Source organism: Parageobacillus thermoglucosidasius (assembly GCF_001295365.1).
GTDB lineage: Bacteria > Bacillota > Bacilli > Bacillales > Anoxybacillaceae > Parageobacillus > Parageobacillus thermoglucosidasius.
The window spans coordinates 2,141,411-2,165,102 of sequence record NZ_CP012712.1; the positions used below are offsets into that span (position 1 = coordinate 2,141,411).

At 42.6% G+C, this 23,692-nt stretch carries 20 protein-coding genes and 1 pseudogene; 9 read left to right on the forward strand and 12 right to left on the reverse strand.

The features are described 5' to 3' along the window. Positions 1 to 24: 24 nt before the first annotated feature. Positions 25 to 225 carry a helix-turn-helix domain-containing protein gene (locus AOT13_RS10570; protein WP_013877118.1) on the reverse strand — a complete coding sequence of 67 codons (201 nt, stop codon included), beginning with the start codon at positions 223 to 225 and terminating at the stop codon, positions 25 to 27. A gap of 158 nt (positions 226 to 383) precedes the next feature. On the opposite strand from AOT13_RS10570, the gene AOT13_RS10575 reads away from it, so the two are divergent. From AOT13_RS10575 to AOT13_RS10585, 3 genes are all read left to right on the forward strand, one after another. Beyond that, entirely contained in the window at positions 384 to 1,160 is a 777-nt protein-coding gene (locus tag AOT13_RS10575) for a recombinase family protein (protein WP_042385107.1), read from the forward strand. Between the two features lie 71 nt (positions 1,161 to 1,231). After that, complete coding sequence (locus AOT13_RS10580) at positions 1,232 to 1,696, forward strand: ribonuclease domain-containing protein (RefSeq protein ID WP_232511515.1); 465 nt, start codon at positions 1,232 to 1,234, stop codon at positions 1,694 to 1,696. A gap of 13 nt (positions 1,697 to 1,709) precedes the next feature. Next, positions 1,710 to 2,030 carry a barstar family protein gene (locus AOT13_RS10585; protein ID WP_042385111.1) on the forward strand — a complete coding sequence of 107 codons (321 nt, stop codon included), beginning with the start codon at positions 1,710 to 1,712 and terminating at the stop codon, positions 2,028 to 2,030. Between the two features lie 754 nt (positions 2,031 to 2,784). On the opposite strand, the gene AOT13_RS10595 is transcribed toward AOT13_RS10585, so the two are convergent. Further along, entirely contained in the window at positions 2,785 to 4,116 is a 1,332-nt protein-coding gene (locus tag AOT13_RS10595) for an APC family permease (RefSeq protein ID WP_042385116.1), read from the reverse strand. 220 nt (positions 4,117 to 4,336) lie between these two features. Here AOT13_RS10595 and AOT13_RS10600 point away from each other — a divergent pair, with 220 nt between their 5' ends. Next, on the forward strand, positions 4,337 to 6,082 hold the full coding sequence (locus tag AOT13_RS10600; RefSeq protein WP_042385119.1) for a cache domain-containing protein: 1,746 nt from the start codon (positions 4,337 to 4,339) through the stop codon (positions 6,080 to 6,082). A gap of 309 nt (positions 6,083 to 6,391) precedes the next feature. On the opposite strand, the gene preA is transcribed toward AOT13_RS10600, so the two are convergent. The 3 genes from preA to AOT13_RS10615 all read right to left on the reverse strand — a co-directional run bounded on the left by preA (position 6,392) and on the right by AOT13_RS10615 (position 9,430). Further along, positions 6,392 to 7,657: an NAD-dependent dihydropyrimidine dehydrogenase subunit PreA gene (gene preA, locus AOT13_RS10605; protein ID WP_080695351.1), complete on the reverse strand. Its 1,266-nt coding sequence runs from the start codon at positions 7,655 to 7,657 to the stop codon at positions 6,392 to 6,394. A gap of 12 nt (positions 7,658 to 7,669) precedes the next feature. After that, positions 7,670 to 8,878: an FAD-dependent oxidoreductase gene (locus AOT13_RS10610; RefSeq protein WP_042385123.1), complete on the reverse strand. Its 1,209-nt coding sequence runs from the start codon at positions 8,876 to 8,878 to the stop codon at positions 7,670 to 7,672. A gap of 84 nt (positions 8,879 to 8,962) precedes the next feature. Then, the gene (locus AOT13_RS10615; protein WP_003251229.1) at positions 8,963 to 9,430 is read right to left on the reverse strand and encodes a DUF1097 domain-containing protein; all 468 of its coding nucleotides are present in this window, start codon (positions 9,428 to 9,430) and stop codon (positions 8,963 to 8,965) included. A gap of 608 nt (positions 9,431 to 10,038) precedes the next feature. On the opposite strand from AOT13_RS10615, the gene AOT13_RS10620 reads away from it, so the two are divergent. Beyond that, the gene (locus tag AOT13_RS10620; protein WP_003251226.1) at positions 10,039 to 11,211 is read left to right on the forward strand and encodes a TIGR04053 family radical SAM/SPASM domain-containing protein; all 1,173 of its coding nucleotides are present in this window, start codon (positions 10,039 to 10,041) and stop codon (positions 11,209 to 11,211) included. A 356-nt stretch (positions 11,212 to 11,567) separates the two neighbouring features. Here the strand turns inward: AOT13_RS10620 and AOT13_RS10625 are convergent, their stop codons facing one another. The 4 genes from AOT13_RS10625 to AOT13_RS10640 all read right to left on the reverse strand — a co-directional run bounded on the left by AOT13_RS10625 (position 11,568) and on the right by AOT13_RS10640 (position 15,589). Continuing rightward, positions 11,568 to 12,149, reverse strand: a complete 582-nt coding sequence (locus tag AOT13_RS10625) for an HXXEE domain-containing protein (RefSeq protein ID WP_013401077.1) — start codon at positions 12,147 to 12,149, stop codon at positions 11,568 to 11,570. After that, entirely contained in the window at positions 12,142 to 12,459 is a 318-nt protein-coding gene (locus AOT13_RS10630) for a hypothetical protein (RefSeq protein ID WP_232511516.1), read from the reverse strand. Before AOT13_RS10630 ends, AOT13_RS10625 begins: the two co-directional genes overlap by 8 nt. 493 nt (positions 12,460 to 12,952) lie before the next feature. Beyond that, positions 12,953 to 14,077: an NAD(P)/FAD-dependent oxidoreductase gene (locus tag AOT13_RS10635; protein WP_042385126.1), complete on the reverse strand. Its 1,125-nt coding sequence runs from the start codon at positions 14,075 to 14,077 to the stop codon at positions 12,953 to 12,955. A 276-nt stretch (positions 14,078 to 14,353) separates the two neighbouring features. After that, on the reverse strand, positions 14,354 to 15,589 hold the full coding sequence (locus AOT13_RS10640) for an IS256 family transposase (RefSeq protein WP_003250680.1): 1,236 nt from the start codon (positions 15,587 to 15,589) through the stop codon (positions 14,354 to 14,356). A gap of 572 nt (positions 15,590 to 16,161) precedes the next feature. On the opposite strand from AOT13_RS10640, the gene AOT13_RS10645 reads away from it, so the two are divergent. After that, positions 16,162 to 18,084 carry an oxidoreductase gene (locus tag AOT13_RS10645; RefSeq protein ID WP_013401074.1) on the forward strand — a complete coding sequence of 641 codons (1,923 nt, stop codon included), beginning with the start codon at positions 16,162 to 16,164 and terminating at the stop codon, positions 18,082 to 18,084. A gap of 403 nt (positions 18,085 to 18,487) precedes the next feature. Beyond that, positions 18,488 to 19,231: an SIS domain-containing protein gene (locus tag AOT13_RS10650; RefSeq protein ID WP_003251212.1), complete on the forward strand. Its 744-nt coding sequence runs from the start codon at positions 18,488 to 18,490 to the stop codon at positions 19,229 to 19,231. Between the two features lie 85 nt (positions 19,232 to 19,316). On the opposite strand, the gene AOT13_RS10655 is transcribed toward AOT13_RS10650, so the two are convergent. Together AOT13_RS10655 and AOT13_RS10660 are read right to left on the reverse strand one after the other, a co-directional pair. Beyond that, entirely contained in the window at positions 19,317 to 19,772 is a 456-nt protein-coding gene (locus AOT13_RS10655) for a CBO0543 family protein (RefSeq protein ID WP_080695397.1), read from the reverse strand. Then, positions 19,699 to 20,850, reverse strand: a complete 1,152-nt coding sequence (locus AOT13_RS10660) for a DUF2515 domain-containing protein (protein WP_003251210.1) — start codon at positions 20,848 to 20,850, stop codon at positions 19,699 to 19,701. Before AOT13_RS10660 ends, AOT13_RS10655 begins: the two co-directional genes overlap by 74 nt. Before the next feature lie 80 nt (positions 20,851 to 20,930). Between AOT13_RS10660 and AOT13_RS19555 the strand changes: the two are divergent. Together AOT13_RS19555 and AOT13_RS21430 are read left to right on the forward strand one after the other, a co-directional pair. After that, positions 20,931 to 21,424: pseudogene (locus AOT13_RS19555) on the forward strand (squalene--hopene cyclase); the annotation flags it as partial. A 39-nt stretch (positions 21,425 to 21,463) separates the two neighbouring features. After that, entirely contained in the window at positions 21,464 to 21,565 is a 102-nt protein-coding gene (locus AOT13_RS21430) for a hypothetical protein (protein ID WP_153017386.1), read from the forward strand. A gap of 294 nt (positions 21,566 to 21,859) precedes the next feature. Here AOT13_RS21430 and AOT13_RS10675 read toward each other — a convergent pair whose 3' ends face one another. Beyond that, the gene (locus AOT13_RS10675) at positions 21,860 to 23,215 is read right to left on the reverse strand and encodes an amino acid permease (RefSeq protein WP_003251208.1); all 1,356 of its coding nucleotides are present in this window, start codon (positions 23,213 to 23,215) and stop codon (positions 21,860 to 21,862) included. Positions 23,216 to 23,692 lie beyond the last annotated feature (477 nt).

Sequence of the window (23,692 nt, forward strand, 5' to 3'; positions counted from 1 at the left end):
ATTCCGATTACTATAGCGAGAGGATTACTCCACCTCGATTAACTCCTGGATGTCGATGTCTAACACTTTGCACACTTTTTCTAATGTTGAGAGATAAACTCTGTCCACGTTGTCTGAACAAAGATGGCTGATGGTGTTCGGGCGCAGCCCTGTAAGTCGAGCTAATTCACGCTGAGAAATGCCACGTTCTTTGAGGATTTCTTTCAGTTTGATTTTAATTGGCATACTACATCCCTTCCTCTGTCTGTATTACTTATACGATACATAAAAAATTTGTATCGGTAAAGGGGTTGATTGTATCGGTTAAGCTGCATACAATAGACTTAACATAGCGGCTAAGCGTTACGTTAATCTCCATTTGCGTAACGGAGGGGGAAGGTATCATGAAGGTGATTGGATATATCCGCGTTTCCACACATGGGCAAGCCAAAGATGGATACAGCCTTGCCTACCAAGAAGATGAAATTAAAGCGTATTGTCAGGCACAAGGATACACTCTCCTGTGTTTGTTTAAGGATGAGGGTATCAGTGGGGCGAAAGTGGATGAAGAAGCGTTAGAAATCGACAGGACAGGATTTCAGGAGATGTTGGGGTATCTCTCCCGCCATCAGGTGGATTATGTGGTGACACTTAACACAAGCCGATTATGGCGTTCAGACATTGTTAAGGTGTTAGTACATCGTGAACTGAAAAAGTATGGAGTAGACATTCGGAGTATCGAACAACCGCAATACAGTATTTACAAGAAAGACCCCAATGATTTTCTTATTAATGGGTTAATGGAACTCCTCGACCAATATCAACGCTTAGAAATTGCGTTAAAGCTAGGACGAGGAAGGAATAAAAAAGCACAACAGGGCGGTTATGCAGGAGGAAATGTCGCTTTTGGATATACGGTTAAAAGAGGCCAAAAGCGACTCGTTATAGATGAAACACAAGCAAAAACCGTTCAACGAGTGTTTGACTTACGAGAACAACATCCTTCATGGTCTCTGTCACAAATCGCGTCACAACTGAATGAGGAAGGACATCGAACGAAACAGGGGAAGTTGTTTACGAAAGCTCAAGTCAAGCGAATTTTGGACAGAAAAGCGTTTTACAGTGGTGTATACCGTTATGGAGAGATCATCGCCAACGGAACACATGAAGCGATTTTATAACGGAACGAGATAGAGAATGGATAGGCTTTCGTACCCTTGCGAGTCCATAGAGACGAACGCTCGACCTAAGGTTGCCGACATTCTCTGTCTTGCTTTATCCGTTCAATCCAAGATTAAAATTTCCTAAGGGTACGGGTAAAACTGGAGCTGACAACATCGCATTATACGCCAAGTACAAGGAAGTCCTTAAAGCGACAGAGTTAGCTAATCCTCTAGTCGATAGTTTAAGGCAGACAGGTAAATTACCTTCAAATTATGTTAGTAAGACGGTTGCAATGCAAAAAGGTTGGGCACCCGGAAAAGCACTTAACAACTACGTACCGGGTGGACAGATTGGTGGGGATGTATTCAAAAACACATCCAATGTGTTACCGAATGCTCCGGGCAGAGTGTGGTATGAAGCAGATGTAGGTTTAAGTAATACTATGTCCAGAAGTAAACAACCGGGAACAAGATTACTTTATTCCAATGATGGGTTAATGTATATTACAACTGATCATTATAAAACAGTTCATTTTATTGGAACTTATAAGTAAAGGGTGGAAGATAATGAATTCACTGGGAAATGAATCAAGAAGAAAACAGGTTACGTTAGACGTGAGTACTATTCAAGATTCTATGGAACTCCATTCTCTGTTAAAAAAAGAACTCGAATTATCGGATTTTTATGGAATGAATTGGGATGCATTCTGGGATGCAATTACTGGGCTTGTTGAACTACCTGAAACGTTAATTTTTGAAGGATGGAACCATATTGAACAGAAACTGCCGAAAGACGCTCAAATGCTGATTAATATCTTCAAAGACTTTAACGAACAATATCCTCTTTGGAAATGTAAAGTAGTTTATAAAAATAAGCTAAAACCTTGATTGGCTACAATCCTTTCAAGTTTTTTCTATTTTCAATCTAACAGCTATATCAAATAATAAAGTGAGATTACGTTTTCAAATTAGTCTCACAAATGAAACATGTTCTCCGCTATGATAAAATAATGTCTGTTTTTCTTGGCGAGAAAGATCAAATTCCTCTTGCCTATGCTCGAACTTCTTTCATCATGAACGATTCCGTTTGCGCTCTTTGGTAAAATTCATGCACGCTGTGCTTCCCGTTTTGTCTCTGCCATGAAACGTTCCGGCCGGGTGGCAGGGCCAACCATGGACGGAAAGAAGATGTTATTAGTCCTCTATAAAGGGCAAGTGAACACAAAAATGAAAAGTTTTTACGGACAAAATTGCGTGAAAAACCGAAACGAATGCTGGCGTTAGGGTATTCGTGTTTGTCGGTGCTCGTTGTACCCCGAGTATCCCGGCGCCGGATGCATCAGGTCATCATCAACGAACGTCCGTTGAAATGCGCGGGAAAGAGCAAGTTGACGAAAACGATGTCAGCTATTTGCCTATGTGCAATCGCCGTTCTCGAGTGGCCAAATAGGCAAAGGCAACGAAATGTAAGCCGTATGAGCATCATGCGGAAGTTGGGATTCCGAAGCTTAAATAAAGAAGGATTTTGCATTGCTTTGAAGAAGAAAACCGCTAAACGGCTGCCGTTTAGCGGTTTGGCATTTTTGATCATTGTGGTGTCAATGCTGTTTCGTTGAAATGCATTTTGAGGGTACGTATCCGTTTAGCTTGCTTTTTCCGCCGCTTTATTTTTGAGTTTAGCTGTAAGACTCCAGTAAACAGGAATTCCCGACAATGTGATTAACACAGACAGACAAGCGTCGAGCGGCTGATGGATGACGGTGCTTCCAATAATATAAATTGCACCTGCAATCGCGATAACAGGCGTTACAGGGTATAAAGGCACTTTATATAGCGAGTGATCGAGCTTCTGATTTTTCCGCAGCAAAAATACAGCGTAAAAGGCTAAACCGTAAAAAGAGAAAACGCTAAAAATGGCGATATCGCTCAAGCGATCAGGGCTGGTCATTAACATCATGGCCACGGCGATCGCTACTTGTAAAACGATTGCTTGAACAGGAGTGTGAAACGTCGGGTGAACGCGTGTCAAAAAACGGGCCCCAGGGAACAGCCCATCTTCAGCCATCGCAAACGGCATACGTGGGAATGTCAAAATTTTTCCATTTAAACAACCGAAAATGGAAATTAAAATGCCGACCGCAATCATTTTCCCGCCAACATCACCAAATAGCAATGTCGCGGCTTCTTTTGCGGCGTTTGGGCCAAGCTCCACAATTTTACTGGCAGGAAGCACGTGAAGGATCGCGATATTGACGGCCAAGTAGCAGAGTGTGACAATGACAATTCCGGTAATAATGGCTTTTGGCAACGTTTTTGCTGGATTTTTCATTTCGCCTGCCACAAATCCGACGTTCATCCAGCCGTCGTACGCCCAAAGCGTCGCTAATACAGCAGTCCCCATGCTGATCGCTTGGCTGCTTCCACTTTCCATTCCAAGCACAGGCACATCTCCTTGAATCATTCCAAACACGATAATAAGGAAGATTGGAAGCAGTTTTGCTAATGTTAACAAGCTTTGAACTGCTCCGCCATATTGTGTTCCTAGTATGTTAATGAGTGCAAGAAAAAGGACAGCGAAAATGCCAATCCATGTTTCCGCCTGTTTTGGAAAACCGAACACCCCTGCAAATAACGAACCAAAGTATAATCCGAGCGCTCCGATCACCGCCGGGCCATAGATGATGGTTTGCACCCATCCGCATAAAAAGCTCCAAAACTTTCCGTACACTTCTTCGATATAAGCATACAGACCTCCGGTTTTCGGAATTTTTGCGCTCACTTCTGCGATCGTTAAGCCGCTTGCTAATGTAATGATGCCACCGATGACCCATGCCCATAGAGCCATTGTCGAATCACCGGCGGCGGCGATGACGACACCTGGTTTCATAAAAATGCCGGAGCCGATGACTGTGCCGATGACTAAAGATGTTGCAGCGATAAAGCCAATACTTTTTCTTAGTTCAGCGTGCTCCATTTTGTTCACCTCAAAAAGACAAATGTTTTTCTTATGAGTACTGGATTATTATAACATAAGATTAAGTAAATTATTATTTTTTGAAAATTAAAATATTATAGGGAATCAAGTTTATTTCTTGACATAAATACGTTTTTTTGTACACGATGAAACATGTGGCAATTTTCATGGTATAAATATAATAAAATCTACAACAAATGATATAGGGAGTCGCAGGAAAATGAATTGGATACGGTCACGTATTTTTTGGAAAATTTATATCATTAATTTAGTCGTTATTTTTGCTTTGCTAGCTTTAATGTTTATCATCGCCCGGATATCTTTGCCGGAAATTACAAAAGAGCAGTACCGGTACATAACAGATAAAACCGTTTTGCGCATGAAAGAGCAAATTGGGCAAATTGCTGAAGATTTACATAAGTTCGAGCAATATGTGCAAGGCGATCCACATTTTCAGGTGAACGATGCCAAGCAGTGGGAAGAAGGGCTTGAACATATTATTAAAATTTCTCCTTATATTGATAGCGCCACTGTATTAGATGCGAACGGATATGTGAGAGGGTTTTATCCTGATGACTTGAGCCATCTTTTAAACTATAACTTAAGTAAACGTGAATACTTCCAACAAGCGGTGCGAACGAAAAAAGCTTATTTCAGCGATGTCGTCTCCGCAGATACGGGGCGTTATTTGCTTGTCCTTTCTGTTCCTGTTTTAAATGAACGGAATGAAGTGGAGAGAGTCGTCAACTTATCGATGCGAATTGTGCAAAATCATCTATTCCGCTCCATTGTTCGAAGTTTTCAAATTGGTGAACATGGCTATACATTTATCGTCGACCGCAATGGGAACATTATTTCACATCCATCGAAAAAACGAATTGGCGATAATATCGCGGAAAATGCCGTTGTGCAAAAATTGCTCCGAGGACAATCAGGCTATGAAGAAGTCGTCAATACGGAAGGAGTGGCGATGCTTGCTTCCTATGCGCACATTCCAATTTTACAATGGGGTGTTGTTGCGCAAGTGCCTGTTTCGGAGATTTATAAACCTTATGCGTTGTTTGAAAAGGCGCTGTGGTTTGCTTCTATTGCGGCGTTTTTCATTTTATCGATTTTAACAGCGCTCTATGCCCAGCAAATTGTCCATCCGATTCGCCGCTTGTGTGAGGTAGCAGAAGCGGTCGCAAAAGGAAAAAAACATGTTCGCGCAGATGAAACCGATCGAACAGAAATCGGCTTGCTCGCCAAGCGTTTCAATTACATGATAGATTCTATTCAACAGTCGGAAGAACTGCTGCGAAAATCGGAAAAACTAGCGGTTGTCGGGGAATTGGCGGCGGGGGTTGCCCACGAAATCCGCAATCCATTAACATCCTTGAAAGGGTTTATTCAGCTTTTAAAAGAAGGAAAACATAATCAGATGTATTTCGATATTATTGAATCAGAATTAGAACGGTTAAGTGAAATTGTCGACGGGTTTTTGCTGCTTGGAAAGCCGAATCCAGCAAAAAAGGCGTACAGTCACGTATCAGAAATGTTACAGCATGTGATGAAGCTTCTTGAGGGGCAAGCGCTATTACATCATGTGACAGTTCAATATTCCATTGATGAACAACTTCCGCCGCTTTATTGTGATGAAAATCAATTGAAACAAGTGTTCATCAATATCATCAAAAACGCAATTGAAGCGATGCCTAATGGCGGAATATTGCGGATCGAAGCGAAACAACGGCTTGATTCGATTCTCATTTGCATCACAGACGAAGGCTGCGGCATTCCGAAAGAACGAATGGCCACGCTTGGAGAACCGTTCTACAGTACAAAAGAAAAAGGGACAGGATTAGGATTAATGGTGAGTTTTAAAATTGTGGAAGCGCATGGTGGCAAAATGAACATTTATAGTGAAGAAGGAAAAGGAACAACTGTGTGTTTGCTTTTCCCCATTTTCTCAAAGCAAGAGGGCTGAGAGAGGCTTTATCTCTAAAAATCCTTAAAAAATAAAGATAAGCAAACATATTAGCCATGTCTAATATGTTTGCTTATCTTGTTTTGATTCCATGTAATGTTCCTCATTAGTTAAACAAGCAAATAATATACTTTCACACAGTATAAATCTTTGTGCTGATTGATGTGTGTTAAAATAAAACATATGATCATTTTCGTCTGTAATATTCTTGATGATATGAATGTCTCTGCGTCAGACTGAATGGAGCCGGCGTACCCCGAACGGTACGGTACATACGGTGTAGGAGAGGGCTATTCCCCTCTCCTACCTTTATTGGTAAACTACTTGTTGCACAATATCTTCCTCGGTTCTGTTGTTCGCTCTGCCTTCTTTAAAGACCACTTTTCCTGGTGTGATGCAATCATAAACCGGGCAGACATTCAGGCACAGATGACATCCTACACAATGGTCTTCGAGGATTCTTGGCTTTCTCGTTTCACTGTCCCATACGATTGCCTGATGCGCGCCGTCGAAACAGGATACGTAACATCTTCCACATCCTACGCACTTATCTTCATCAATTCTTGGTATGATCTTAAAGGATCGATCCAGTTCTTCAGCTGGAACAATGTTGTTCAAAGCAAGGCCAACCAGCTCGTCCAGCTTGTTCACGCCACGCTCATCCATGAAATGGCTGATTCCGCTAATTAAGTCTTCCACAATACGGTAACCATACTGCATGACAGCGGTCGTTACCTGAACATTCCGGCAGCCAAGAAGGATGAATTCCAGCGCATCCTGCCATGTCTCAATGCCGCCAATGCCGCTGAGCTGCACCGATTTCAATTCTTTGCATTTTGCCAGCTCTGCAATAAAACGCAGGGCAATAGGTTTAATCGCCTTACCGGAATAACCCGAAATGGATGACTTGCCGTTGACGACAGGACGTCCCGTAAGAATGTCCAAATCAATATTCGTAATGCTCTTGATCGTATTGATGGCGGAGATGCCATGGGCACCGCCCTGAGCCGCTGCAATTGCCGGCTCTTCCATCCGGGTAATATTTGGTGTCATTTTTGCGACAACCGGAAGATGAGTATTTTCGACTACAGCTTTACAGTATTTACGCACAAGTTCCGGGGTTTGCCCAACGTCTGCACCCATGGCATGGCTTGTCATCTGCGGGCATGAAAAATTTAGTTCGAGGATATCCGCTCCGGCTTCGGTGACAGCCTTGGCAAGCGTAATCCATTCCTCTTCGTTGGAGCCCATAATGCTGACCCCGATCACTTTGTTCGGATAATTCTTTTTGAGCTTCTTGATTTCTTCTAGGTTCTGTTCCATTGACATTTCCGAAATCTGTTCCATGTTTTTAAAGCCGGCCCACGGCGTAGACTCTTTAGTTAAAATATCGAATCTCGGGGAGCACTCGTCCATCCCTTTGATACCAACGGTTTTATAAAAGATGCCGCCCCATCCTGCATCAAATGCCTTGGCAACCATCTCTGCGTTATTGCACACGGGTGAAGATGACAAAAAGAACGGATTTTCGCAATGTACACCTAAGAAATCAATCGATAAATCTTTTTTCATCATCATTCCTTCCTCCTATTTGAAAGATTCCATAATTTTTGCGGCCGCTTCTTTTCCTTCTTTAACAGCCCGAACAACAGTGTCTCCGCCATTTACCATATCTCCGCCTGTAAATATATCTTCTGATTCTTTCCAAGATGCTGCATCTTCCCGCATTGTTTGTCCAACCGCCAAAATGACAGTATCTGCAACCAATTCCATAGTCGATCCATTGGTCATATGTTCAAACTTCACGCGTTCCACTTTTTCATTGCCGATAAATTCTATTGGCTTAAATTCAGAAATCAATGGAATACCCATTTTAAAAACATAGTCTTTTTCTCTCTGAACAGCAGGTGCGCCTTCCAAAGTCTCCATGAAAACAGCGTATATGGAAGCAGCACCAAGATGTTTACAGGTTGCCGCACAGTCCATGGCAACATCTCCGCCGCCAATAATGACAACATTACCAAGAGAGTCCATCTCTCCATGGTTTTCTCTTGCCTGAGCTAAAAATTCCAGAGCAGTAACAATTCCCTGAAGATCGGATCCCGGAATGGACAGCTTCTTCGGCTGCCACAATCCTGCGCCGATAAAGACGGAGTCGTATTCTTTCTTTAGTTTCTCCAGTTCTTCCGGCGTGACTTTGTGATTGAGTTCAAACTTGACTCCGAGTTTTTCCAGTTGACGAATATCCTGATCAATCACCGCATCCGGAAGACGAAATGGAGGAATTCCATAGCGGAGCATGCCGCCTGGTTTTTTATGTTCATCAAAAATGGTTACTTCAACACCCTTCTTGGCAAGCTCAGCAGCACACGAAAGGCTTGCCGGGCCTGCTCCGATACAGGCAACACGTTTTCCGGTATAGGTATCTTCTTTTATCAGATAAGTCTTATTACATTTTCTTTCATGTTCCATAGCGAACTGTTGCAGCTTTCCAATCTGAATCGGCCGATCGATGCCACAGCGGCTGCATGCCTGCTCGCAAAGCCTTTCATAAGGACAAATAAGGGCACAGCTGGCACCGAGAATATTATTTTTACGGATGGTTTCGGCAGCTCCATTTATATTTCGAAACCGGATGCTACGGATGAATTTTGCCGGATCTGTACCGGCCGGACAACCTTTACTGCATGGCGCGTCTTCACAAAGTAAACACCGTGAAGCTTCTTCCATTGCTCTGCGGACATCAAAAGCTTCGATTTGTTCTGGTTCGTATTCCATAGCCAGATTTTGATTCATGATGATATCCCTCCTATTTTTATTAATGTCTCATTTGTACAAACGGCTTGAATGACATCCATTGTTTCTATGAGTCTACTTTTCTTAAGTCAAACTGCGTTGTTTCGCTGACAGTTTCTGATACCAGCACGAAAATTCTTCTGAAAGCTTGACGCAAAGGAATCCGAGCACTGCCCCGCTCAACAGTGAAAGCAACAAAACTTGCCAGTCGCCATTGGCAGCGAATGTCGAAAAACAACCAATAAAGATTCCGGGGGTGTAATTGATCAGCGGCAGTTTTCCCGCCAAACACATGACAACGGTGATGATCCCGCTAAAAATCGCTGCACTGTAGGGAATTTCCAGCACAGCCGACAGCCAGAGTATCAACATGCCGCAGCCGACGCCCGTGATGTTGCAAAGCATCGCTTTTACCATTCCCTTGACACCACCCGTGCCGACTGCAAAAAAAGTGGTGCATCCGGCAAACCCAGCCCAGGTCATCAATCCAAGGGATGGAGCTAGCAGGGCCCATAATCCACACAACAATCCGGTGGCAAGAACGCTAGACATTTCATTTTTTAACTCCTTTCTTGATAAGTTTACCAGTTTACATAAATCATTATAGCAAAATATTTTTATTTGTGAAATATTTCACAATCTTTTCATAAAAAATTGCGAAATATTTAACATTTTTTATAAAAAATTTATTGTCCAGAATACAAAAATGGGTGTGAAAATGGGGAGGATTTTGTAAAAGCTCCAATTGAAATCAAACCTTTTGAAAATGGGAGAAAAGAAAGCAAAAGGGCGTCTTGATGGGAGTTGAAACAGAGGCCTATGAGACGATGATCAATGGCTCCAAGTTTTATCAAAGACAAATAGAAGAAGTAATTGAGAAATTACTGATTTAACAAATATTAGTGAAAAACAACTGTTGCAAGAGCTGAACCATACATGTTGTTACTGATTTTCCATTATCTCAAAAAACAAGCAATAGATCTTCCAAAAGCCGTTCCAATTGCGGAAGCGAAAAATGCCGCCACATATTTCTTCATCTTAAAACGATATTCCGTCTGTGCAGAATTTTTCATAGAAAATAGGAATGTAGAAATATTGTAACAAGCTTTTTATGTGAAATAAACGAACAACATTATAATGAACTTATAGAGGTGATGAAAATGCATGGAAATGGGCATCTGCAGCAAATCGGGAATTCTTACAGGCAAGGGAAGAAGGATATCGATTATAATGAAAACCCATTTATCGTCATTTGGGAAGTAACAAGAGCCTGCCAGCTTAAATGCGTGCATTGCCGTGCCGATGCGCAGCCTGTTCCGGACCCACGGGAATTAACGCATGAAGAAGGAATCAAGCTGATTGATGATATTTATGAAATGAATAACCCGATGCTTGTTTTCACTGGCGGTGACTGCATGATGCGGGAGGATCTTTTTGAACTGGCGGATTATGCCATTAAAAAAGGCATGCGCGTCTCGATCACACCAAGCGCCACCCCGAATGTGACGAAAGAAAAAATGGAGAAGGCTAAACAAGTGGGGCTGTCGCGCTGGGGGTTCAGCCTTGACGGGCCAACTCCGGAAATTCACGACCGTTTCCGCGGAACACCTGGCTCATTTGAACTGACAATCGAAAAGATAAAATACTTAAACGAATTGAACATGCCGCTACAAATTAACACCGTAATTTCGCGCTACAATTATGACCATTTAGAAGAAATGGCGAAATTGGTTGCCGATCTGAAAGCGGTCATGTGGTATATTTTTCTGCTTGTTCCAACCGGAAGAGGGCAACTGAATGACTGCATTACTCCTGCCGAGCACGAAAAAGTGTTTCGCTGGCTGTATGAACTGAGCAAAACAGCGCCATACGACATAAAAACGACCGCAGCACAGCATTATAGACGTGTCGTTCTCCAGCAAAAAATGCGCGAACATAAAATTGAAAACGGTGAAATTCGTTATGAGGACACGATCACCACTGATAAAGCTTCCATGATCGATGGCTTAAAACGAGCTCCTAAAGGCGTTAATGATGGGAATGGGTTTGTATTCGTTTCACACATTGGCGATGTGATGCCAAGCGGCCTTCTGCCGATTGTATGCGGAAACGTCCGCGAAACCCCGCTTTCGAAAATTTACCGGGAGTCAAAGGTATTTAAAGACTTGCGCCAGCCTGACAACTACAAAGGGAAATGCGGCGTTTGCGAATTTCGTTATGTTTGTGGCGGCTCCCGCGCCAGAGCGTACGCGGTGACAGGAGATTACATGGAAAGCGAACCATTCTGTGTGTATATCCCGCTGGCAATGAGAAAGAAAGAAATGCGCCACTGAGCTACCTGTTTTCCCGATCATTTTCAACGCGCTTTTTTTATGCGTTTCTTCTCAAAAGAATCGTGCTCCCGTAGGCAATCAGTGAAGGCGAAGTCTCCTTGGTTGATTCATAGGGAGAAAGGCTTGATACCCTGTATCAATACCAAGGGGCTTTCTTTGTTTTAAGTCTTTTACTAAACTACGTTTGGGAAATGGACAGGACGAAAGTTACAGGATTTGCCGAAGCCCGTGAAATCCTCCAGCGGATGTTTGAATCATGTAACGATATATTGCATAAGGAGGCTTTCCTTTTTCCACACAGGAGACTGGATATTCAGTCTCCCAAGTGAAGGAAACAGCCCCATCTCTATTCTTAATCAATATTTTACATTACTACGATCTTCCGCAACTTTTTTTGTAACTTTATTTCTTTTATTCACCAGAAAAAGAAATAATATTGGCAAGATAATGATAGCTCCAATCATACTCCACAATATATCTGTGCCGCCTATGACTTGTTCTTTTAGTAATCGATAGTAGGTATAAGAAGAATAGGGGAGCACAAGAACGATGGAAGTGATTACACCAGGAGTGTATTTTCTTAGATAGAGCGCTTGCCCTAAATGTGTGAATACATGGGCAAAAAAGATAAACAGTAACATTAAAAAAATATAGTAAAAAGAGAAAATGACGGCTAAAAATGTCGCTGTTGTGATGGTAAGAAAAATCCAAAATACATCGTTCGCAAATTGGAGAGTTGTCATATGAAAACTACTATAAAAATATTTCCGCATGGATTTAGGTAAAACCGCGAGAACATGTTCTTTGTTCTGTTTGGTCCATTTCTCCACCGTCAAAATCTCTTCAAAATCATGAAACATAAACAAAATGGGAAATAACCAAAACACACTAATCAAATGAAGGTGAGCATCCAACCATTCCAATACCACTTCAATCACCGCTTTTCGAATGATTAAGAATTCCGCCCAAAAACATCTGTGCGACTTGCTCGCCCAATTCTTTTTCTGTTTTTTCTCCTGTTAATAAATATCGATGTATCAATCGTTCTGTAATAGCAACGATGGACTCAGCTGCCATCCATGTGTCAATTTCTTTTTTAACAATTCCGAGTCGCTGGTTATTGGACATGTTATTTGCGATTTGTTCGACAATCTTTTTTCGAATCCGATCACTTTCTGTTGCATGTTGAAGGGCAATCCTTGTCAGATTCGGGTTCTTTCCTAACAAAGTAAACAACTTGACAAACATGTCGGTTACATAACTTTTGACATCCGTTGGCGAAAGCTCAACAACTTTTTTCCAACATCACTTAGTTCCATTAACTGTTGATCAAAATCCTGAAGCAGTTGTTGAAAGATATCTTCCTTTTATTGTGAAACAATTCTTCTGCGAGAATTTGTTTTTTGCACCGGGCCGGACGTCACCGCACGTTAATGTGCGGTGCGAAAACCGAACTTCTGAAAAAACTGAAGATGGGCCGGCGCGATGTATTAGTGTTTACTGTCAAAAGAAAGCGGAATGCATGTCGAATCCAAGTGATTCACCAGCATGATAGGCGCGGTTTTAGTGTTAAGAGGATTTCTCACGACACTGGCCGCTTCCATGCCTTGTTTCGTTGATGGAAAGAAGCAGACTTCACATATAAATCCCATGTAATTAATGTTGTGCAATTTTGCTATTTTTTCTGAAAGCATTTTAAAAGACGGGAGTGGCTGTTCACGACCTGTCCTTTCCTGGTAGTTTATTCGCTATGTTTTATGGCGCCGGCGACATTGTAGTCAGAAGGGTCCAATTCTGTTGGCTTGCCGAGCACGAGCTTTGCCAGTTCCGAACCCAGGTAAGGGCCTGCTGTCAGTCCGGATGCGCCCAGCCCGTTGGCCACATAGATGCCTTTAAAACCAGGAAGCGTTCCAAAGACCGGAAGAAACCCAGGAGTGTATGGACGAAAACCGACTCTTGTTTCAAGATGAGTGCAATTTGCCAGCCCTGGAGCTACGGTTAAAGCTTTGTCTAATACTTCGTGCAAACCGCCAGCCGTTATTCTGCAATCGAAGCCGACCCCATCTTCATGCGTTGCCCCGACAACGATGCGGCCGTCGTTAAAGGCAAGGAGATATTGGTTGTTTGGCGGCATGATAACGGGCCAGTTGTCTGTATCCCGTTCTGGCCTTTCAAGGTGAACGATTTGTGCTCTTTGCGGCGTTACTAAAAATTCAATGCCTAATGGCAGAAGCAGCTCTTTTGACCATGCACCGGCTGTTGCAATGACGGCATCTCCTACATATTGTCTTCCTTCCACTTCGACACCGATTACTTGGGCACCATGATGGATAAGTTTTGCGCTTCCTCTGATATAAGTGGCCCCAAGCTTTTGCGCTGCCCGAATTAAGGAATCGCGAAGGGCTCTTCCATTAACGCGAGCGGCGCCGCTGACATGAATGGAGCTATACTTCTCAGCTAACGGCGGAAATAGCGCTTTTGTTTCCTTCGGAGACAGCCGCGTAATTTCGCCCATTTCTGGCGCGTCTTCACGACGTTGTAATGCTCTTTCCTCAATCTTTTGAAGCTTCTCTTCTTCTATATGGAGACAGATGGCTCCTACACGCGCATATCCCGTTTCCGTTTCACCGCAGGATTTCAATTCTTCGATTAAAGCAGGATAAAATCTCGCTCCGCCTTTCGCTAAGCGATACCAAAGCTTATTCCGGCGCTGGGAAACCCATGGACAAACAATTCCAGCTGCGGCATCTGTTGCTTGGCCTTTGTCACCTCTATCTATTAACGTGACAGCAGCTCCTTCCTTTGCCAAGTGATAAGCGGTAGACGCTCCTAAAATTCCGCCTCCAATGACTATGCATGATGTCATAAAAAACACCTTTTCTTTTTTTCTTTTTCCATCATTAGAATAGCATATGATGAAACATTTGCAAGGTCAAGTCCAAATTATTGTGTAAATTCCCCTTTGATAGACAACATGGACCTGATGACTTGACGTATGGTAGGTAAGACCGGCAAGTCCCCCTGCCGGTCGCCTTCCCGGACAAATGATCATGTTGTCAAGGAACAGGCGTGTCAAGGAGCTTTCGCGGCATATCCTCGCTTCGCTCCGGTATTCCACGTTCTCCTTGACACGGCGTAGAGGTTATCCCACTCTCTTGATCGCCGGAGCCACCTGATTCACCGATCGGACTCCTTGCTCTTTCGTTTTCCGCCACTGCCAATATTCAGCCATATCCAAGTATTTGCGCCCTGACATCCATTTTTCATCGATTTCGATCAACACGGCACCAACGAGGCGATACACCGATTCCCGGTTCGGAAAGATGCGGATGACCCGTTCTCTGCGGCGAATTTCTTCGTTCAGCCGTTCCACTCCGTTGGTCGTGCGCAGACGCCGCCGATAACGGTCCGGATAGTCCAATACGGCGGTGGCGTCTTCGAATCCCTCTTCGAGGATTTGCATGGCTTTTGGGACTTTTTCTTCCCATTTGGCCAGCACTTGTTCCAATAACAGCCGGGCCGTTTGCTTATTTGGAGCATGAAGAATCCCACGAATCTCCTCGAGCAAGGCATCCTGCATATACTTTGGTGCGGCGTCGAGGATATTGCGAATAAAATGTGTCTGGCATCGTTGCCATGTAGCGCCTTGGAAATGCTTTTCAATGGCTTGCACCAGCCCACCGTGCTGATCCGAGATGATCAAGTCCACTCCCCGGAGTCCCCGATCTTTCAGCCATCCGAAGAACTCGCTCCAGCTGGACTCCGATTCACTGTTTCCGATTTGCAGGCCAAGAATTTCCCGATATCCTTCCTCATTCACTCCTGTAGCGATCAACACGGCACTGGAGCGTACTCGTCCATCCTCCCGGACTTTCGTATAAATAGCATCTACTAGCACAAACGGATACACGTGTTCATGAAGGGAACGGTAATTCCAGTCTTGGATAATCGGATCCAGTCCCTTGCACAGTGAGGAGACCGTGGACTTGGAAAACGAAGTGCCGCATAATTCCTCCGTGATTTGAGTGATTTTTCGGGTAGACACCCCGTTTACCACCATTTCCATTAGTGCCAGTACCAGTGCTTGTTCGCTCCGTTGATACCGTTGGAACAGCTCCGTAGAGAACTCCCCATCTCTTGTCCGTGGAACGCGCAAGGTCAACCGTCCCACCCGGGTCGTCAGCTGGCGTGGATACGAACCGTTTCGATAGCCTTTTCGTTCTTCCGTTCGTTCATAACGGCGAGCTCCCAGCTGTTCTTCCACTTGTGCCTCGAGGATTTGATTGAGGACTTGTTCCAATAGCTTAGCTAATCCCTCATCTCTGGTGAATAACCCGTGCAAAAGTTCATCATTTAGGGTAATATGATATTGAGCCATGGTTGCATTCCTCCTTATGTTTGGTGTTTTTGGTCCACTGTTTATTCTACCAAAGGGGAAGCAACATGGCTCTTTTTCTATTTCTCTTTTTACACAATTATATGGACTTAACTCATTTGCAAAAAGATCATCTTGGAGGATAGTATCTGTCACTGTTCGGTAAAAGAAAAGTGTCGCGTTCATGGACTTTATGCTGCCGAATTTGTTTTATCTTCATTTCGCTAGGGACTTCCGTGGAAAACGTTGCAGCGTTAACGTCTGTTAGGATTGGAGCTAATATGCAAGCCGATATTTCTTTAAAACATTATTGATAGATGTTGTCATTGGTGGTGCTATAAATTATATAGTGGAGATAACTTATCTTTGATACAACGATTTCAATATTGACTTTTTTGATGAAAAGTTATGAAAAAAATGTGAATTCTATTGTTATGATCGATAAAAAAAGCTATATTGAAAATATAGGAATAAGTGAATAACTTCACAAATAAAGTCTAGTGGATTATTTGACGCGAAAATTTTTTATCATTATTTGTGAAGTAATTCACAAAAAACTAAAGGAGAGAGCAACTATGTTGAAAAAAGTATTCGAACCGATCAAAATTGGAAATTTACAATTAAAAAATAGGTTAGTAGTGCCTCCAATGGTTACGAATTATTGCAATACAGACGGAACTGTTACAGAAAGGTATATTGCGTACCATGAAGCAAGAGCTAAAGGCGGCTGGGGGCTAATTATTACTGAAGCTACTGCAGTAGATGAGCGCGGTAAAGGATTTCACAACATGGCAGGACTTTGGTCTGATGATCAAATGGAAAGTCATTCAAGACTGACAGAAAGAGTCCATCAACATGGAGGGAAAATCGCAGTTCAATTATATCATGCCGGCAGACAGACAGGAAGCCATATAACGGGAGTACAGCCAGTAGCGCCTTCTCCAATAAAAGATCCTACAATGGATGAAACTCCACGTGAATTGACGAAAGAAGAAATTAAGGAAATAATAGAAAAATTCGGGGATGCGGCGCTAAGAGCGAAAAAAGCGGGGTACGATGCGGTAGAAATCCATGGGGGGCACGGTTATTTAATCAATCAATTTTTGTCACCGTTTTCTAATAAAAGAACAGATGAATACGGCGGAACGTTAATGAATAGAGCGCGTTTTGCCGTGGAAATTATAGAAAATGTTCGAAAAAAAGTTGGAAAGCATTTTCCGATTTTATTCAGAATATCTACGGTTGAATTTGTTGAGGGCGGTCTTACAATAGAAGATACAAAAGTCATCGCCAGAATGCTTGAACAAGCAGGAGCCGATGCGATCCATTGTTCCACAGGTGTATATAAAACCATGATGTATGTTATTCAGCCGGCTGCTGTGCCTCATGGTTTTTCAGTCAGCTTTGCTGCAGAAATCAAAAAAGTAGTATCGATTCCGGTAATTGCAGTAGGAAGAATCAATGATCCGCTTATTGCGGAATCAGTACTTTTATCAGATAAAGCAGATTTAATCTCCATGGGCAGAGCAGCTTTAGCCGATCCTGAACTTCCGAATAAAGCAAAAGAAGGAAAGCTTGATGAAATCCTTCCATGCATAGGCTGTGTGCAAGGCTGTATAGGAAGATTACTCAAAGGGCTGGATATATGCTGCTTAGTAAACCCTTCCACAGGAAAAGAAAAAGAATTTGCGGTAGAGCCGGCGAAAGAAAAGAAAAAGGTATTTGTGGCGGGAGGCGGCATCGCCGGCATGCAATCGGCGATCATTGCTGCTAAACGCGGCCACGAGGTCCATTTATATGAAAAAGGAGACAAATTAGGCGGGCAATGGTTATTAGCGGCCGTTCCTCCAAGCAAAACGGAGTTAAACACATTAACGATATGGTTAAAAGCGCAATTGGATAAACTGGGAGTTCATGTACATCTGAAAACAGAATTAAATGAAAACATTATAGAAAACGAAAATCCTGATGCGGTTATTATTGCTACGGGCGCTAAACCATTCGTGCCAAACATCCCTGGCGTTAACTTGCCAGAAGTGGTGCTTGCTCAAGATGTACTGGCAGGCAAAAAAGATGTTGGCCAATCAGTAGTAGTGGTAGGCGGAGGATTGGTGGGTGCAGAGACTGCAGCGCACCTGGCAAATCACGGAAAGAAAGTTGTTATTATTGAAATGCAAAAAGAAATTGTAAAAGACGGTGAACCAGCAGTTAAATATTTCCTTTTAAAAGATTTACAAGAACATAATGTGGAAATTATTACATCTGCTACAGTCAAAGAAATTAAGCAAGGTTCAATTACCTTTGAAAAAGATCATGTCATGAAAGAAATTAGAGATGTGGATAATGTTGTTATTGCTGTAGGGTCAAAACCTGAAAATACACTTGCGGATAAACTGCAAGGCAAGGTGGAAAAACTTATTACTGTAGGAGATGCTTTAAAAGTAAGAAAGGCGATCGAAGCTATGGAAGAAGGTTACAGAGCGGGATTAGCGGTATAAAGAATTCAAAAATGATGCCGATTATGTGGAGGCCAGCTGTTCACTCCTAAGCTTTATAATTAAGAAGGGCTGACTCAAAACATCGCTTTGGGTGATGCTGAGTCAGCCTTTATTGTTTATAGTTAAGAAGAGTCATCTTATTCTTTTTATTGAGGAATTTGCCTCTTTGATGTACATCAAGCTAGGATCTAGACATCACATCCTAACTCATGCTAAGCTGTTTTCCTGATTTGTACATGGTTGCTTTCGGAGATTCACTTTGCTGGTACGCGATGAAAGTATCAAAAATGATAAAACAAAAGAAAAGGAGAGATTTGTGCTTTTTATCTTGTTTTTCTCCTCTTATACTTCTGCGTTTTCCGCACTTTCATGATTTTCCATAACGAAAAGGAGTGATCGACTCGTGATCGAGCATTATTTTCAAAAGGTCAGCGAACGTCTGGAACTCGTTTTAAAACATGAAAAGGACAATCTTAAAAAAGCCGCTTATGCAGTAAGTGAAGCCATTCAGAAAGGTGGAATTATTCAACTGTTCGGATGTGGTCACTCTCACATTTTAACGGAAGAAGTGTTTTACCGTGCTGGCGGGCTTGCGTCAATTAAGCCAATATTTTTTGAGCCGCTTATGCTGCATGAAGGGGCGGTCCGTTCGGCAATGTTGGAGAGAAGGAATGATTTTGCACAAAAGTTTATCGAGCATGAAGATATTCGTCCTGAAGATGTGTTTTTTGTTTTGTCCACATCGGGGCGCAACCCAGTTCCGATTGACGTTGCGCTGACGGCTAAAGAGAAGGGGGCTTATACAATTGCCATTACATCCTTGGAATATGCAAAAAGCCAGCCCTCACGCCATAAAAGTGGTAAGTTGTTATACGAGGTAGTGGATCTTGTTATTAATAATCATTCCGTGAAAGGGGACGCAATTTTATCCCACAAAAATGTTTCCGTTCCGTTTTCTCCTACCTCTACTGTTGTTGGAAGCGCGATTTTAAATGCTATTTTTGCTGAAGCGATTGTCTTCATGGCGGAAAGCGGTTTGGAGCCGCCGATCTTTTTAAGTGGCAATATGGAAGGGGCGGATGAACATAACAACAGATTAATTGCAAAATACAAGGAAAGAATTCCTGTTTTAGTAGGGGCAAGTTAACAGCAGCGTTAAAAATGCCCCCGCTTTTTTTAACAAAGAATTGCCGGCGAAGATGCGGCAATCCTTTTGGATATCCATCGCGCCTCTAGAGCGGACTCATCCAGCGATAAAACTTCCAGACCATCGCCATAAACAGCGAATACCCGACAAACGAATACGTATGTTTCCATTCGGAGCTGTGGACAAACCATCCTATTGTCTCTGCCTGCTTTTCGATCCATGTCATTAGCAGGCTTATTGTGATGAGAAACCATCCTCGTTGCCACGGGCGCAGCTTGGCCATTGCGTAAAGAAAAACAGTGGCAAAGAGCGGCAGGCCGATTAAAGTGAAGGAAAGATCAATGGAAAAAACAGCTGGGAATGGTCTATGCGGAAAATAATACCATCCATTTCCGACAAAATAAAGGTCTAAATATGTTCCAATCCATGAGGCAAAGACAAGCGTAGCAATATAAGCCGGCGCGCGTTTAGCGCGAATGAAAGAAGGCGTTTTTGGCGATGATCGCCAGTTCCATTTTTTCGAGTGTTTCACAATAGGCATTGGTAATCTCTCCATTTATTTGTCCGTTTGATTCCGCGAGGTATTCCACCACATTCCAATCTTCAAACCAATCGCCGCGCTCCGCTTCTTCATGGACAACATTTTTCCATGCGTATAGAAGTTGCGGACTGTAAATTCGGGGAACTCCCGGTTGTATTTGACAATCTTTAATCCGCCGGCGGTACGGTTGCCTTGGTGCCGATTCACAGACATCATTGAACAAATGTGGCCAATAATCTTTCCTTGTCCCGGTATGGGGATGAAGGAAGGCCCAGCGAACCACCTTTTCCAATGTGTCGTTGTTTTGAAACAGCAGCGAGTACAGCCGCTTTCCTAATAAAATCCGTTCATGCAGCGAATGGAACTGATGGAGCGTTTGACCGATGAGAACCGTCTTTCCTTGTTGATCTTCGTACGGAAACAAAATATGATTGAAGCTAAGGAAATCTTGCAGTTTGAACTCGATTGTATGGAGGACGCTTTTTTGAAAAACGGGATTTTGAATAACGCGTTTTTCCAAATAATTTTGTTCGTTAATGACCAGGGCGATGGTGAGAATAGAAGGATCGCCGTAGTACCAAAAATGGTTCCAAATCGTTTCCATGAAGGTTGATACGTGAAACATTGGAAGAAGATAAAACAGCGGTTTTCTTCGTTTTTTACTTTCTTCATACAGCAAAAATTGCGGATAAATATCTTGAAAAATAAGCCAGTTTCCCCGTTCTAAGAAGGTGAAAAAAGATTGCTGTTCTTTCTCGGTCAACAAATACAGCAACAGCTCCCCTTTTAAATCCGTCATATTCCAGCCACCGTTTCTCGATACCATATGTCCTAAAAAAGCCCAGTGAATTTCTGGATGGCGTTTGTAAAAGTCTAGGTATGCCGCTGTTCTTGTGACATTGTTTTCGTTTTTCTCTTTCGTCTGGGCTGTTATTTGCTGTACAAGCCGTTTTTCTTCCATTGCTAGATTGGCCTCTTTTCCAATGTTGCTCATCCCTTTCCGCTTTTTCTTTAACTCATTTTTGATTTCAAGAAGCATTGGAGAGAGGGAAGGAGTTTTCTTTTTTGTCCAAAACATGTGAGCCACTCCTTCTATGAATCGTTTTGCCGGTGCGGGAATAAGTATTAGAGGGAGAGATGATATGCTACTGGAAAAGGATGACTAGTGTGACATACAGCGTGTCAAGTGAAATGAGCAGACTTGTGGCGACAGTGAAACGGGAACAAGCTCCCGCTGGCTCGTGGCGCTACCCATTTGAAACAGGCATTTCTACGGATGCTTATATGATCATCTTATTACGCACGTTGGAAAGAAATGATCAAGATCTGATTCGAAAACTGGTGGAGCGAATGGAAAGCAGGTAGGAGGACGATGGGGCGTGGAAGCTGTTTTACGATGAAGGGGAAGGGAACGTCACCGCGACGGTAGAGGCGTATTATGCGCTTTTATATTCTGGGTATCGAAAAAAGACGGATCGCCATATGCAAGCGGCGAAACAACGGATTTTAGAAATGGGAGGCATCGAGAATGTGCATATGTTCGCGAAGTTTATGTTGGCCATGACGGGACAATATCGCTGGCCGAAGTTTTTCCGATTCCCGTTGAATTTTTGCTGCTTCCGCCTTCATTTCCGCTCCATTTTTTTGATATTTAGGAGGATTGGACGGCTTCGTATCCGACAGGGCAGGGGATGGCTGGCGGATTTTATATTCACTACCACAGTTACCGTCATGTATTTCCGTTGTTAACGTTAAGTCACTATAAAAAGAAATTTGGCACACTTCCGGCATGAAAAGAAGTGGCTATGAATTAAATACGGCCGCTTTGCAGTTTGCTTGAAAGCAATCCTTAAATAAACATTGCTGTGTATGGGGGACCTTTGCATATAGAGAGATTATGGCAATGGGGGATAGGGGCAATGAAATTGGAAGAAACAGTGCAATTTTATGCCGATAAGCTAAATGATACAGAAGAGCAAATTGCCAAGTATATTTAAGGCGGTTCCTTTGAAAACCGCCTTCTTTTTTTGCAGTATGATGCCCAAGAAATAGACAAATGAAACAATATAGATTTTGCCTGAAAACTTTTATGCCTCATCGTTTTTTTCTCTGTTGTTGCCGATCGCGAAGGAAAACGCGGCAAGCAGAAACACGATGGCGAGGCAAACGGTAGAACCGATTATATTATCTTTGTTAAATATAAAAGAGATGAAAATGGTCGCTAAAGAGATGACCGCTAATATCGTTGTGTACGGAAACCATTTAACTTGGAAAAACGGTTGTTCCGTATATTGGGAACGAAGCTTTAGTTGAGCCAAGCAAATGCTTATCCATACTAAAAGAACGGTAAAACCGGGGATCGTCATGAAATAGCTGATGACCCGATCGGGAGCCATATAAGCGAAAAATACCCCGATCAATATACAGATGGTGACGATGGTAATGCCGTTTATCGGTATTCCGTGTTTGGAAACCTTTAATAACCTTTTTGGCGCTTCCCCGTTTTGCGCCATGGAATATAACATTCTGGAAGTTGCGTATATTCCCGTGTTTGCCGCGGATAAAACGGCGGTTAAAAGAACAAAATTCATAATATGCGCTGCTCCGGGCAGCCCTGTTATGTTCAATACTTGAACAAACGGGCTGTCTTCCCCCGAAACGTTATTCCATGGCATTAATCCGCATATAATAAGAATAGGGAGAATATAAAAAAGAATGACTCTCCATACGGTTCCTTTAATGACTTTTGGCAACACCTTCTCGGCGTCTTTCGTTTCCGTCACAGCGACGCCAATTAATTCAGCACCGCCATATGAAAACATGACGACTAAGAGGGCGCTCAACATTCCTCCGATTCCATGCGGGAAGAACCCACCGTGTTCTGTGTAGTTGGACAACGGATCATCGATAGCGCTTGGAATGATTCCGAATAAAATGCCAAAGCCTAAAATAATAAAAGCGGTTAATGCGGCAATTTTAATCCCTGCGAACCAAAATTCAATTTCCCCATAGTATTTTACATGAAACAAGTTCATTCCGATGATCAAGACGGTGCAAAAGAAACTTAAAAGCCATAACGGCACGGATGGAAACCAATATTTTAGGAAGCTTCCTGCCGCTAAAATTTCGACAATGGTGACAATCGTCCAATTGACCCAATAAAGCCATCCTACGATAAAGGAGATATGAAATCCAAACGCTTTATATACAAGGTGCTGGACGTTTAAGTTAGGAAAGACAATGGCCATTTCCGCTAATGCCGACATTACAATAAACAGCAGCAGGCCGCCTAATAAGTAAGAGAAAACGACGCTTGGCCCCGCTATATTCAGCGTATCCGAACTTCCTTTAAAAATGCCTGTTCCAATCATGCCTGCCAAAGCAATAAGCTGCACGTGCCTTGGTAGCAACCCTTTCTTTAAATGTTGATGATTGTTTTCCATGTTGTTCCTGCCTTTCTGCCATAAATATTATCGTGATGATGGATTGCCAATAATGATAGAGTTATAGACGGCAAAAAGATGATGAAAGGTTGCAAAAGCAAAATCAACGTCTGAATTTATTTTCCCGGTGAGTCGGCCTAAATAGAGAGGGAAAATATAAATAATTAGGGAACAATCAAAACGGATTCCCATGAATCCGTTTCCTTTTAAGACGTTTTTGCTTAACCGCTTTTAAGCTTTTCAGCTTTTATGCTTTTATGCAGTTAAGTATAAAACAATATGTTTTTAAAATATAATATTGTCTGTTTATTGTCAAGATTGCGCCGCAAAACTGTTTTTGGCAAGTAAAAAATGCATGGAGCATATTAGATTGTTAGAAACATTAAATGATCATAATTACGTGTTGTAAGAGGATACGATAAAACGATATTTTAAAGGAGGGACAAAAGTCGCTGAAATGGCACAGACAGAAGCAGC